General features: G+C 50.2%; 6 protein-coding genes, 17 tRNA genes and 2 rRNA genes. 2 read left to right on the top strand and 23 right to left on the bottom strand.

Features of this window, described 5'->3' with window-relative positions; genetic code table 11:
• Window positions 1-27: 27 nt before the first annotated feature.
• From MHB43_RS02175 to MHB43_RS02160, 4 genes are all read right to left on the bottom strand, one after another.
• A complete protein-coding gene (locus tag MHB43_RS02175) occupies window positions 28-1,617 on the bottom strand; it encodes an MBL fold metallo-hydrolase (RefSeq protein ID WP_405131223.1) in 1,590 nt (529 codons plus the stop codon).
• A complete protein-coding gene (locus MHB43_RS02170; protein WP_339181329.1) occupies window positions 1,614-3,284 on the bottom strand; it encodes an iron ABC transporter permease in 1,671 nt (556 codons plus the stop codon). Before MHB43_RS02170 ends, MHB43_RS02175 begins: the two co-directional genes overlap by 4 nt.
• A gap of 88 nt (window positions 3,285-3,372) precedes the next feature.
• Window positions 3,373-4,446: an ABC transporter substrate-binding protein gene (locus tag MHB43_RS02165; RefSeq protein WP_036673000.1), complete on the bottom strand. Its 1,074-nt coding sequence runs from the start codon at window positions 4,444-4,446 to the stop codon at window positions 3,373-3,375.
• A gap of 70 nt (window positions 4,447-4,516) precedes the next feature.
• Window positions 4,517-5,533 carry an ABC transporter ATP-binding protein gene (locus MHB43_RS02160; protein WP_221823770.1) on the bottom strand — a complete coding sequence of 339 codons (1,017 nt, stop codon included), beginning with the start codon at window positions 5,531-5,533 and terminating at the stop codon, window positions 4,517-4,519.
• Window positions 5,534-5,889: 356 nt separating this feature from the next.
• Here MHB43_RS02160 and MHB43_RS02155 point away from each other — a divergent pair, with 356 nt between their 5' ends.
• Together MHB43_RS02155 and MHB43_RS02150 are read left to right on the top strand one after the other, a co-directional pair.
• Complete coding sequence (locus MHB43_RS02155) at window positions 5,890-6,816, top strand: LysR family transcriptional regulator (protein WP_339181326.1); 927 nt, start codon at window positions 5,890-5,892, stop codon at window positions 6,814-6,816.
• Window positions 6,817-6,944: 128 nt separating this feature from the next.
• Complete coding sequence (locus tag MHB43_RS02150) at window positions 6,945-7,805, top strand: hypothetical protein (protein WP_307540547.1); 861 nt, start codon at window positions 6,945-6,947, stop codon at window positions 7,803-7,805.
• A 272-nt stretch (window positions 7,806-8,077) separates the two neighbouring features.
• On the opposite strand, the gene MHB43_RS02145 is transcribed toward MHB43_RS02150, so the two are convergent.
• From MHB43_RS02145 to MHB43_RS02055, 19 genes are all read right to left on the bottom strand, one after another.
• Window positions 8,078-8,148 (bottom strand) — tRNA-Gly (locus tag MHB43_RS02145).
• A gap of 13 nt (window positions 8,149-8,161) precedes the next feature.
• Window positions 8,162-8,235: transfer RNA gene (locus MHB43_RS02140), tRNA-Pro, on the bottom strand.
• Between the two features lie 16 nt (window positions 8,236-8,251).
• Window positions 8,252-8,328, bottom strand: a tRNA-Arg gene (locus MHB43_RS02135).
• A 6-nt stretch (window positions 8,329-8,334) separates the two neighbouring features.
• Window positions 8,335-8,409: transfer RNA gene (locus MHB43_RS02130), tRNA-Gly, on the bottom strand.
• 8 nt (window positions 8,410-8,417) lie between these two features.
• Window positions 8,418-8,505, bottom strand: a tRNA-Leu gene (locus MHB43_RS02125).
• 9 nt (window positions 8,506-8,514) lie between these two features.
• Window positions 8,515-8,590 (bottom strand) — tRNA-Lys (locus tag MHB43_RS02120).
• A gap of 9 nt (window positions 8,591-8,599) precedes the next feature.
• Window positions 8,600-8,674: transfer RNA gene (locus tag MHB43_RS02115), tRNA-Gln, on the bottom strand.
• 11 nt (window positions 8,675-8,685) lie between these two features.
• Window positions 8,686-8,761, bottom strand: a tRNA-His gene (locus MHB43_RS02110).
• A 97-nt stretch (window positions 8,762-8,858) separates the two neighbouring features.
• A tRNA-Thr gene (locus MHB43_RS02105) sits at window positions 8,859-8,934 on the bottom strand.
• 22 nt (window positions 8,935-8,956) lie between these two features.
• Window positions 8,957-9,034, bottom strand: a tRNA-Asp gene (locus tag MHB43_RS02100).
• 27 nt (window positions 9,035-9,061) lie between these two features.
• Window positions 9,062-9,135, bottom strand: a tRNA-Met gene (locus MHB43_RS02095).
• Window positions 9,136-9,152: 17 nt separating this feature from the next.
• Window positions 9,153-9,228, bottom strand: a tRNA-Val gene (locus MHB43_RS02090).
• Between the two features lie 6 nt (window positions 9,229-9,234).
• Window positions 9,235-9,306 (bottom strand) — tRNA-Glu (locus MHB43_RS02085).
• Between the two features lie 17 nt (window positions 9,307-9,323).
• Window positions 9,324-9,415, bottom strand: a tRNA-Ser gene (locus MHB43_RS02080).
• A gap of 3 nt (window positions 9,416-9,418) precedes the next feature.
• Window positions 9,419-9,494, bottom strand: a tRNA-Asn gene (locus MHB43_RS02075).
• 1 nt (window position 9,495) lies between these two features.
• A tRNA-Ala gene (locus MHB43_RS02070) sits at window positions 9,496-9,571 on the bottom strand.
• Window positions 9,572-9,604: 33 nt separating this feature from the next.
• Window positions 9,605-9,678, bottom strand: a tRNA-Ile gene (locus tag MHB43_RS02065).
• A 59-nt stretch (window positions 9,679-9,737) separates the two neighbouring features.
• Window positions 9,738-9,854: ribosomal RNA gene (rrf, locus tag MHB43_RS02060) — 5S ribosomal RNA — on the bottom strand.
• 74 nt (window positions 9,855-9,928) lie between these two features.
• Window positions 9,929-12,856 (bottom strand): 23S ribosomal RNA (locus MHB43_RS02055).
• Window positions 12,857-13,153: the final 297 nt, after the last annotated feature.

Raw genomic sequence — 13,153 nt, 5'->3', positions numbered from 1 at the left:
GACGCATCAATTCGATTCATGCACTATTCACACATATAGCTCGTCACCAGCAGACAGTGAATGTATAACTGTTCCCGGTGACGGGCTATTTCTGAGCAAACCTTCTTTTAATCGGTCCGTCTCTGCCCGGTCAGCATGTACAAGGACCGTATGTCTTGCTGGAACCTGATGCAGCATCCGTTCAACATCCTTCCAGCCCTGATGCACTTTATAACGTATTTTCCGCACTTCACATGCTCCATACTTTTCAGGAACCCGTAGCAGCTTATCAGCAAATGTATCATGAGCAACATGCCCAGTGAGCAGAATCAGATTCTCCTCCCTGTCCGATAATTGACTATAGTACCAACGGGCAAGCGAGGACTGCATCATGCCGTCCGGAATGAACCATAGCGAAGCAGCATGATGTTCCAACAGTTGTTCCCGCTCTTGGGTGGTTGTAGGTAGATCCCATCCTCGTCCGGTCAGAAAGCAATCGATTTCGTCTTTCAACGAACTTCCGATGACATGCTCTCCCTTCTCCCTCAACCAATACGGAACATGCATAAGCTGCTTCATACCGTCCACCAGCCCTTGTTCCACTACGATTGGAATAGCCGGGAATTGTTGCTGTGCCCACAGTATGATCTCCTGTCCACGCCCTACGACAGGCATGGGTAAGAGCACCTTTCCACCTTGAGCAATCGTCTGGCGAATGGCTCGTTCAAGCTGTTCCAGTTTGTCGGCCTGTGTATCCTGGTCCGTACCGTAGGCCGCATCAACGATTGCCAGATCCACCAGTCCGACGGAAGATATTGGCGCAGCGTCTGCTACGTTTGCTCTGCCTGCTCTGACTGCTCCATCTGCTCCATTGGATGAGAAATTCCTCTGCTTCATGGGTATCTCCATGGATACAAGTGTTCTTGACGACGCTTCTGATGCAACAGATGTCTGATCTTGTGACGTTATGAATTCTCCAGCCTTTTGCCCACTGTTTATAACGATTAGTTGCTCCGTACCCCACCGCTCGCTGCTCGGAGCATCGGACACAGGATTCTCACGAAGCATGCTTTTCTGCCAGAACGACTCCGCTGGACAATCCTCCTGTAAAAGCATTGATTCGGACGTGTAGTCCCCGGAATAGAAAATCCGCTTACCTTCCATTTCAACCCCAAACCACACCGATCCAGCCAGATGTCCACTCCGTCCCCACATCACTTTTACTTCGGGAATCGGTTGGAACCAGGTTTGGGATACGACCTCATCTTCCAGATACCGATAACGAATAGCCTGCTCATCTGCTTCATCGTATGGGAGCTTCTCTCCGACACGTTCTGCAAACCTTCGCCAGTTGGCAAAATACGTACGCAGCTGCGCCCTCGTCTCTCTCGTCGTCCACACTTCACCCTGGTAGCCCATCTTATACAACAAAGGGATGGCGACCGAATGATCCTCATGGGCGTGAGATAACAGGACCGCGTCCAGTTGCGGGACAATCTCCGGGTCAATAAGCGGATACTGGCCTGTGCCTTCTTTTTTCACACCACAATCCAGCAAAAGGCGAAACCGGCTCCCGCTCAGGAGATAGGCGGAACGTCCATGTTCCCCTGCACCGCCCCATACGTTCAGTTTGATCATGATGCATTCCACTTTCTCTTTGAATTCAGCAGTTCGATTCCAAGCAGCATCAGCACCGTCATACCTACAGTTACAACGGCCATCGCCATGCCAAGTGATACCTGACCTTGTTCAAACTGCGCAAAAATATACGTAGCCGACGTCTGCATCGACGGTGGAAGAATCAACAACGATCCGACCAGTTCCCTTGTTGCAATCGTAAAGGTCATCATCCAGCCCGCCAACATGCCGGGCAGGATCAGTGGGATCAGGATGCGCCGCAGAATATACAGCGGCTTCCCGCCAAACACTTGCCCAGCCTGGAACAACGTTCCGTCAATCTGGGTAAAGCTCGATTTTACATACTGCACGGTGTAAGGCAAGAAGAGAACAACGTACGTGAGCACAACCATGCCGTAGGTGTTATACAACGTGACTGGCATCCAGGGTGAGTTCCAGAACAGAATCAGTCCCACCACCATCACGATGCCCGGCACTGTATTAGGCAACAGACTGAACAAGTCAATCACACGCTGCATGAATGAAGATGATTTGCCGATCGCGAGTGCAAACCCAGTACCGATAATAACAGCAACGGTTGAAGCCGCGAGGGATAATCCCAGACTGTTCCCGATCGCCTTCATACTCACCGAACCCCAAGATAACAGCTCCTTGTAATGATCCAAGGTCAGATTATCAAAAGCAATCCCCGATCCCCGTAACTTCATGGTCGAAGCGGCAATGATGGAGAAATATGGGATACCTATCGACAGGATCAACAGAATTGCAAGATACGCCCCACACAACCATCCTGCTCCGCCACGAAGGGAATATCGCTTCGAACGTTGCCCTTTGCCACCCACCAGACGATACGTGAACTTCCGGCTCATGGCAGACTGCATATACCACATCACCAGACAGACGGATAGCAGTACCGATGCCAGCGAAGTCGCCTTACCGAAGTCAATCGGCCAACTGGAGATGTACTTATGAATTTCGGAGGTCATGACATAATAGCCAATCTTTCGCCCAAAGGTTGCCGGTGTTCCGAATTCCGCAATCGTTTTGACAAAGACCAGCATGATCCCCATGCCGTAAGACGACAACAACAGGGGTAAAATAATACGTCTGAAACGGTATCCTGCTTGTGCACCGTGTACAGCTCCCGCTTCTTCCAGATTGCCACCGATGCGGATCAATGCATCCCGAAGCAGCAGATACAGGAACGGGAACAGGTGCAAGCTCATGATGAGCACCATGCCCCAGAAGCTGAAGAATAGCTCACTCCAACCTGCAGATGAGGGCACCCATTGCTGGAGATATCCCCCTTTTTGCATAAACAGAATCCAGCCCATTGAGCCGATATACGGCGGGGTCATGAACGGAATCATCAGGATTACATCGACCCAGCGATGCTCGCCCATCCGAGTCTTCGCCATCATCCAGGCCAGCGGCAGCGCCAGCAGTGTGGTTACCGCTACAACGCAGATACCAAGCCAGACGGAGTTCAGCAATACACCTGATAGATGATGACCTGTAATCGTGCGAATCGGAGCCATCCAGTCCCATTGTCCGTCCGGATACACACTTTGCCAGAAGATCAGCAAGAGCGGTACGCCAATGCTTATAGTCAGCAGAAAGAGGGCCAGAATCACGCCCACTCTCCGAAAAATTCGGTTGTTGTCCATTCCAACAGGTTTCACTACGTTCACCTCACATGACTTTCCACAGACAGCAGGTATTCCTTTTGCCTAATTTTCTTTTTCGTACTATGTCTTATTTAAAAGTCTCGGAGAAACGAGCCGCAGTCTCTTCGCCATGTTCGCTCATCCAGTTCCAATCCACTTTAAGTTGTGGAATATCCTTCACATTGGCACGGTTAGTCGCTTCAATGTCTTCGCGGCCTGGGATCAGATAGGCATCTGCAACGAGCTTCTGTGCTTCATCGGATAACAGGTAATCAATGAACGCTTTGGCGTTCTCTACATTTGGGCTGGATTTCAGAATTGCTGCCGGTCTTGGGCTGATTACCGTGCCTTCCTCAGGATATACGATATCCAGTGGTTCACCTTTTGCTTTGGAGGAATAAGCCATGTAGTCCACACCTGCCGCTACGATGCTTTTAGCACCCGTAATGACCGGATCCAATGCTTCCTGATTGGCGCCTGCCATCGCTACACCATTGGCTTTATAGGCACTCAGCAGATCCCATCCTTTTTCACCATTCGCACTCAGGTATCCTGTGATGAAGTCGAGTGCTGAACCTGATAATGTAGGGTCGGGAATGTTCACTGCATCTTTCCACGCAGGCGTTGCGAGCTCTGCCCAACTTGTTGGTGGTGTAGATACCAGTTTGGTGTTATATACAATACCCAGTGCAGAAGCACTGCTGCTAAAATAGTTGCCCTCTGCATCCGACCAATCCTTGTTCAGCTTGTCTGCATTGGCTGCTTCGGGGTAAGGCATAGTCAGTCCATCAGCTTTCAAAGCCTGTGCAGAAGGCAAGGAAGCCAGAATCACAACGTCTGCAACCGGATTGGATTTCTCTGCTTCCATACGAGCCAAAATTTTGCCTGTCGTTCCCTGGAACATCTCAACTTCGATCCCTGTTTTGTCTGTAAATCCGCTCACGATATTATCCGCCAGCTTCTGTGGGCCAGCACTGTACAATACCAACTTGCCGCCAGCCGGTTTCGTTGTTTCCGCCGCCGCTGCTGTGTTTCCTTCACCTGCAGGTTGTGCCGCGTTACCTGTAGTTGAGTTCCCTGTGCTACATCCGAACAAACTGATACTCATTACCGCTGTTAATAACAGCATTGCGCTCTTTTTCCGTGTTTTCATACCCAACATATTCGTCCATCTCCCTTGGTTTCTTATAAAATGTGTACTCCTGCTTCCAACTGCGTGCTCGTTCAATAATTTAGTATGCCACTGCGATTGCTTCGTTCTGCTTCACACTCGGGTGGTCATAACCGTCCATTCGGCATATCTGCTCAGGGGTTACATAGAGCTGCACCCGCTCCCCGACGCGCACCCTTTGGTTCATATAGGCTGTCCATACGCCCAGCCCTTCCATCTGCACTCGTACTTCATAACGCTCACCTACATAGCTGACACTAAGTACCGTCCCCGGATAACACAGATCATCATGACCTGTTTTGTTCCAGGTGACATGCTCTGGTCGCACCATCGATTGATTAGGCGTGAGCCAGTTGGACTTTCCGATAAACGAAGCGACATACGGATCACTTGGCGCCGAGTAGATCGTTTCCGGGCTTCCCTTTTGCAATATCCGCCCCTTCTGCATCACCACAATCTCATCCGACATCGACATCGCTTCAATCTGATCATGTGTGACGTACAGCGCAGTCAGTCCCATGTCTCGTACCAAAGACATCATCTCAATCCGCATCTCTTCCCGAAGTACAGCATCCAGTGCACTCAGTGGCTCATCGAACAGGATCACACCAGGTCTGACGGCTACGGCTCTGGCAAAAGCAACCCGTTGCTGCTGTCCACCAGACAACTGATGAGGATATCGATCTTCCATGCCTTGCAGGCGAACCATGCCAAGTGCTTCGTTCACCTTTTGCCGCAGATCAGATTTCTGTTTTCCGGCCTTCAGGCCAAACGCTACATTTTCGTATACGGTCATATGCGGCCATAATGCAAAATCCTGAAACACCATGCCCAGATTACGCTTGTGTGTTGGTATATCAATCCGCTTCGCCGCAGAGTAGATACACTGACCATCTGCCCGAATCTCCCCCGCGTCCGGCTGTTCCAGCCCGGCCAACATGCGCAGCAATGTTGTTTTGCCACAGCCCGATGGGCCGAGCAGGGTCGTGAACTTTCCATGTTCAAGCGTTAGATCTGTCGGCAGCAGTGCGGGTGTTTGATTAAATGATTTTTGAATTCCCGTTATCTCTAATTTCATAAGCATCCCTGCCTGTCTTCTGTTACTTGATCTCTTGCACTGTTTTCAGTCTAACGTCCGCTTTCGCGAGTTGTATGTCTTGTATGTAAAATTGGAATTAACTTTTTAGATGAATTCTGTTGATGTTCATAGATTAAATCTATAGTAGGTGAACTAATCATTTGCACGATAACGGAGAGGACAGAAAAAACCTGAAAAAGCGGAGCGTTCGCCTTTATCACCGGATTTTCCCTTGAGAAAGGGAATCAAAAAATCTGGGGATAACAGCGATTGGAAGGTTGTTCTGTCATCGTAGTGTCTGTGTAAATAATCTTTAGTTCGATTTATAAAGTAGAAGTGAGAGGAGTGCTGGGACATTGAATCTGATCAAATTGCAAATTGTTGAGCTGATCGACAAGCATCATCACATGACAAGCGTGGCCGAGTTACTGGGGATCAAACAACCTACGGTTACATTTCATATGAAATCATTGGAGGAAGAGATGGGTGTGCGATTATTCGAATCACGCAGTGGAAAGACATTTTTAACCGAAGCCGGACAGGCTTTGCTCCACTATTCCGTCAAAATCAATGCTTTGACCCAAGAGGCAAGGCGGGTAGTAAAGGAATATGACAGTCTATATCGGGGCACTCTGCACATTGGGGCAAGTTATGTACCGGCTACATATCTGCTGCCCGCCATACTCAATACCTTTTCTCAGGAATTCCCTGGTATTCGTATCGTCTTATCCGTCAAACCATCACCTGTTATTCGCGAAATGTTAATTCGGCATCAGATTGATCTGGGGGTGATCTCTTCGGAACCGTTTGTCGGACCCGCGCTGCAAGCTGAGACGTTATGTGAAGATGACTTGGTATTAATCTGCTCTCCGCAGCATGGGTTGGCCCAGAAGGAACCATTGACGCCTGAGCATATTGCTCAGATCCCATTTGCCCTACATGGCAACGAATCCAGTACTCGGCGACTAACCAACCAATGGCTTGCGCAACATGACATTCGTTTGCGGAGCACCGTAGAGATGGATTCTCTGGAAGCAATCAAACAGCTCGTGTTAATCGGGGGGCATATCTCGTTCATGTCTCGGATGGCGGTACAGTGGGAGGAAAAGCACGGGCTCATTCAGGTTCTTCCCATTCCCGGAGAGCAGGCACCACGCCATATATACACCGTACATAACAAAGACCGCCACCCTTCAGTTCAGGTAAACCGCTTCAAAGAAGTGCTGCGAGAGGTGAGTCAAGGCTTCCCCCTTTCTATGGCTGATTGCCCTGATCCGCTATAAACTATCGTTTGCCATTCATCAAATCTATGCAGGGTTAACGCAATATGCGCTCCCCGTTAATCGCTTTCAGATACTCGGGCGATAAAGTGGGATCTGTACGTTAATCCAGATTAGGAGAGTGATTGGTTTTGAAAAAGTGGAAAAAGGTAACCGCCTCATTGATGCTGAGCATCGTAACATTGGGAAGTGGAATGACATTTCTGGGAGCACCCCAGGCTTCAGCTGCTGCCAATGCCGTTCCTGCTTATGAAGTAAAGTTTCTGGCCAAGCCGGAACTTGTATTGAATACAGATGGGACACCACGCAGTGAAGTGATTCAGACACTCGGCCTGAGTTCCACGCCAAGAAACATTAACGTAGAGTACTTTGACACCAATGCTCTCGGATTGGATCAACAAGGATGGAACGTTCGTTTTCGCAAAAAGGATGACAAGAATAACTACGAATTGACTTATAAAAAGCGCTACCCTGTAATCAATGGCGACATCAACGGTGCGCTGACCCTGGCTAACCAAGAGGGATTTGATCAATCGGATGATAATTACGAGGCTGAAATCGATTGGGGATATGGCAAACAAACCTTGAGCTTCTCCAACACCAAAAAAGTCGATACCAAGGCAACAGGTGTTCAGCTTCCTTCGGAGCAAGAAGCCTTGAACATGTTACTGGACAAGCTTCCGGGCAAATTGAAAAACTGGACTTCCTCCAACTGGGGCAAGCAGCAACTGACTCAATCCCGTGCATATGGTCCGATCACATTCCAACGATATGAAGGTACATGGAATGGACAAGAACTTACACTCGAAGTATGGCCAATCCGTGACGCAGCAGGTACAGGTATTGAGAATGTCGTAGAGGTCTCTTTCAAAAACGATGATGCTGTAGCCGTATCCGGACTCCGTACCCAACTGCTGCAATTGCTGGAGAACAACAACTGGCTGATTCCTGCCGATGGCTTGAAAACACAGACCATTCTGGAAAGATATTAATCGCAAGCTTTAATAAAAAAGACAAGCCCCTCTTCCTGCGTACATCGTAGGAGAGGAGCCTGTCTTTTTTTGCGTAGAGAACGAATTAAAATCAGTTAATTAAGTAATTCTACGTTTATCAACAGTTGAGATTTTTGCTTATCTACTTCATCTGTTCATCTCGAGTTGTCTACTCACATTAAACTCTGATTTTCAGAAAATCACCTCTTCTTATAGGTGAAAACAAAAAAAGCCCTTGCTATAAGCAAAGGCTCTTCTGTATGTTACTCGGAAGCGGGTGATGGGAATCGAACCCACGCTATTAGCTTGGAAGGCTAAAGTTCTACCATTGAACTACACCCGCAAAATAAAAAAAATCGGGATGACACGATTTGAACATGCGACCCCCTGGTCCCAAACCAGGTGCTCTACCAAGCTGAGCTACATCCCGATACTTATGAAAATAATGGCGCGCCCTGAGAGATTCGAACTCCCGGCCTTTTGATTCGTAGTCAAACGCTCTATCCAGCTGAGCTAAGGGCGCAAATATTGGAGCGGAAGACGGGAATCGAACCCGCGACCCTCGCCTTGGCAAGGCGATGCTCTACCGCTGAGCCACTTCCGCAAAACATATGGTGCGGTCGAGAGGACTCGAACCTCCACGGGGGGTTAGCCCACACGGACCTGAACCGTGCGCGTCTGCCAATTCCGCCACGACCGCAAAATATAATGGTGAGTCATGAAGGGCTCGAACCTTCGACACCCTGATTAAAAGTCAGGTGCTCTACCAACTGAGCTAATGACTCGTAATGAAATGGCTGGGGATATAGGATTTGAACCTATGCATGACGGAGTCAAAGTCCGTTGCCTTACCGCTTGGCTAATCCCCATTAAAAAATCATGGGGCGATCGAGGGGAATTGAACCCCCGAATGCCGGATCCACAAACCGGTGCGTTAACCACTTCGCCACGATCGCCATAGAGTAAGCCATTCATCCACTAAGAGTATCTTAGTATTAACAACTGCATCTATAATATACATTCTATCACAAATTCAGATATAAATACTAAAAATGGTGCCGGCGAGAGGACTTGAACCCCCAACCTACTGATTACAAGTCAGTTGCTCTACCAGTTGAGCTACACCGGCACGGTGTATATTTAATTAAAAATGGCGGAACCGACGGGATTCGAACCCGCGATCTCCTGCGTGACAGGCAGGCATGTTAGGCCAACTACACCACGGTTCCAGATCACTTTCTCAAAGGAAAGTATAATTGCGGGGGCAGGATTTGAACCTGCGGCCTTCGGGTTATGAGCCCGACGAGCTACCGGGCTGCTCCACCCCGCGTCGTTATAAAGTTTATATGGTGGAGGCTGAGGGGATCGAACCCCCGACCCTCTGCTTGTAAGGCAGATGCTCTCCCAGCTGAGCTAAGCCTCCATATTATGACCCGTAGGGGATTCGAACCCCTGTTACCTCCGTGAAAGGGAGGTGTCTTAACCCCTTGACCAACGGGCCTTGCTAAAAAAATTATCTGGCGGAGAGAGAGGGATTCGAACCCTCGAGACGCTTGTGACGCCTACACGATTTCCAATCGTGCTCCTTCGGCCAGCTCGGACACCTCTCCATATGGCTCCCCGAACAGGGCTCGAACCTGTGACAACTCGATTAACAGTCGAGTGCTCTACCAACTGAGCTATCAGGGAATGGTGGAGCCAAGCGGGATCGAACCGCTGACCTCCTGCTTGCAAGGCAGGCGCTCTCCCAGCTGAGCTATGGCCCCATACACTGTGTATTTCTTGTTGTGGTCTTGCTATGGGCCCTGGTGGACTCGAACCACCGGCCTCACCCTTATCAGAGGTGCGCTCTAACCAACTGAGCTAAGGGCCCTAATATATATCCCTTATTCCTTGGCAAGGGGGGCAAAAAAAATACCCCAAAGGGAAATCGCTTGGCGGCGTCCTACTCTCCCAGGACCCTGCGGTCCAAGTACCATCGGCGCTAGAGGGCTTAACGGTCGTGTTCGGGATGGGTACGTGTGGAACCCCTCCGCCATCGCCACCAAACGCGTAGCTTACATTTCAGAGATCGTTCTCTGAAAACTAGATTCGAAACGAAACACGCGAATTATCACTTGCTATTGGATAAGCCCTCGACCGATTAGTACTGGTCAGCTCCATGCATTGCTGCACTTCCACCCCCAGCCTATCTACCTCGTCGTCTTCAAGGGGTCTTACATACTGGGAAATCTCATCTTGAGGGGGGCTTCACGCTTAGATGCTTTCAGCGTTTATCCCGTCCGTACATAGCTACCCAGCGGTGCTCCTGGCGGAACAACTGGTACACCAGCGGTACGTCCATCCCGGTCCTCTCGTACTAAGGACAGCTCCTCTCAAATTTCCTACGCCCACGACAGATAGGGACCGAACTGTCTCACGACGTTCTGAACCCAGCTCGCGTACCGCTTTAATGGGCGAACAGCCCAACCCTTGGGACCTACTTCAGCCCCAGGATGCGATGAGCCGACATCGAGGTGCCAAACCTCCCCGTCGATGTGGACTCTTGGGGGAGATAAGCCTGTTATCCCCAGGGTAGCTTTTATCCGTTGAGCGATGGCCCTTCCATGCGGTACCACCGGATCACTAAGCCCGACTTTCGTCCCTGCTCGACTTGTAGGTCTCGCAGTCAAGCTCCCTTATGCCTTTGCACTCTTCGAATGATTTCCAACCATTCTGAGGGAACCTTTGGGCGCCTCCGTTACTCTTTAGGAGGCGACCGCCCCAGTCAAACTGCCCACCTGACACTGTCCCCGCACCGGATTACGGTACCAGGTTAGAACCTAGATACGATCAGGGTGGTATCCCAACGTTGCCTCCACAGAAGCTGGCGCTCCTGCTTCAAAGGCTCCCACCTATCCTGTACAGATCGTACCCAAATTCAATATCAAGCTGCAGTAAAGCTCCATGGGGTCTTTCCGTCTTGTCGCGGGTAACCTGCATCTTCACAGGTATTAAAATTTCACCGGATCTCTCGTTGAGACAGCGCCCAAGTCGTTACGCCATTCGTGCGGGTCAGAATTTACCTGACAAGGAATTTCGCTACCTTAGGACCGTTATAGTTACGGCCGCCGTTTACTGGGGCTTCGGTTCACAGCTTCGGGATTGCTCCCTAACCACTCCCCTTAACCTTCCAGCACCGGGCAGGCGTCAGCCCGTATACTTCGCCTTACGGCTTCGCACAGACCTGTGTTTTTGCTAAACAGTCGCTTGGGCCTTTTCACTGCGGCCCCCTCGTGCTATTCACACTACCGGGGCACCCCTTCTCCCGAAGTTACGGGGTCATTTTGCCGAGTTCCTTAACGAGAGTTCTTCCGCGCGCCTTAGAATACTCTTCTCGCCTACCTGTGTCGGTTTGCGGTACGGGCACCATCACCTGGCTAGAGGCTTTTCTTGGCAGTGTGAGATCATGACCTTCGCTACTATAATTTTCGCTCCCCATCACAGCTCAGCCTTACAATGTGCGGATTTGCCTACACATCAGCCTCACTGCTTAGACGGACATCCATCAGTCCGCGTCACTACCCTACTGCGTCCCCCCATTGCTCATAACGGCTTACGGTGGTACAGGAATTTCGACCTGTTGTCCTTCGACTACGCCTTTCGGCCTCGCCTTAGGTCCCGACTTACCCTGAGCGGACGAGCCTTCCTCAGGAACCCTTAGGCTTTCGGCGGATCAGATTCTCACTGATCTTTTCGTTACTCATACCGGCATTCTCACTTGTATAATGTCCAGCGCTCCTTACGGTACACCTTCAACCCTTATACAACGCTCCCCTACCCCTGATGCAAAGCATCAAGCCATAGCTTCGGTGGTGTGTTTAGCCCCGTTACATTTTCGGCGCAGAGTCACTCGACCAGTGAGCTATTACGCACTCTTTCAATGGTGGCTGCTTCTAAGCCAACATCCTGGTTGTCTGTGCAACTCCACATCCTTTCCCACTTAACACACACTTGGGGACCTTAGCTGATGGTCTGGGCTGTTTCCCTTTTGACAATGGATCTTAGCACTCACTGTCTGACTCCCGGAAGTAAGTCTATGGCATTCGGAGTTTGACTGAGCTTGGTAACCCTTGCGGGCCCCGCACCCAATCAGTGCTCTACCTCCACGACTCTGTTTTCCGAGGCTAGCCCTAAAGCTATTTCGGGGAGAACCAGCTATCTCCGAGTTCGATTGGAATTTCTCCGCTACCCCCACCTCATCCCCGCATTTTTCAACATGCGTGGGTTCGGGCCTCCAGTGCGTGTTACCGCACCTTCACCCTGGACAGGGGTAGATCACCCGGTTTCGGGTCTACGTCCACGTACTCAGTCGCCCTATTCAGACTCGCTTTCGCTGCGGCTCCGGCTCTTCACCTTAACCTTGCACGGGAACGTAACTCGCCGGTTCATTCTACAAAAGGCACGCCATCACCCCTAAAACGGGCTCTGACTTTTTGTAAGCACACGGTTTCAGGTTCTATTTCACTCCCCTTCCGGGGTGCTTTTCACCTTTCCCTCACGGTACTGCTTCACTATCGGTCGCTAGGAAGTATTTAGCCTTGGCAGATGGTCCTGCCGGATTCATACGGGGTTTCACGTGCCCCGCACTACTCGGGATCCGTCTCGGAGGGAACCAACTTTCAATTACAGGGCTTTTACCTTCTTTGGCGGGCCTTTCCAGACCTCTTCGCTTAACCGGTTCCTTTGTAACTCCATGTGAGACGTCCCACAACCCCAAAGAGCAAGCTCTCTGGTTTGGGCTTCTCCGCGTTCGCTCGCCGCTACTGACGGAATCACTATTGTTTTCTCTTCCTCAGGGTACTTAGATGTTTCAGTTCCCCTGGTATGCCTCTACACAACCTATGTATTCAGTTATGAGTAACTGGAAATTACCCCAGCTGGGTTTCCCCATTCGGACACCCCCGGATCAAAGCTTGCTTACAGCTCCCCGAGGCAGTTTCGTTGTTCGCCACGTCCTTCATCGGCTCCTAGCGCCTAGGCATCCTCCGTGTGCTCTTAGTAGCTTAACCTCGTGCTCCGGTTTCAACTGCTCGCTTCCCTTGTTTTGCTTGCGCAAAGCCAAAAGTCGCTCCCATTCGATACCATCGTACGTGCAATCTACCGTTTTTATTGAAACTTGTTTAACACAAGTTCAGCTAAAAAGGAATGTTCTAATTCGCGTTTGTTTCGTTTCGATATCTAGTTTTCAAAGAACAAGCTCCATGCAAAAGCAAGCTGTTTGAGAGTTTGAGCTCTCAAAACTGAGCAACGAGTGAGTGTTTTGCAGCTAAGCTGCGGTTTTGAATGTTTCCACTCGGGAAACGATT

The sequence above is a fragment of the Paenibacillus sp. FSL H8-0317 genome (assembly GCF_045040685.1).
GTDB lineage: Bacteria > Bacillota > Bacilli > Paenibacillales > Paenibacillaceae > Paenibacillus.
Note: the sequence above shows the minus strand (reverse complement) of the source record. Positions and strands in the feature narration are given on the sequence as shown.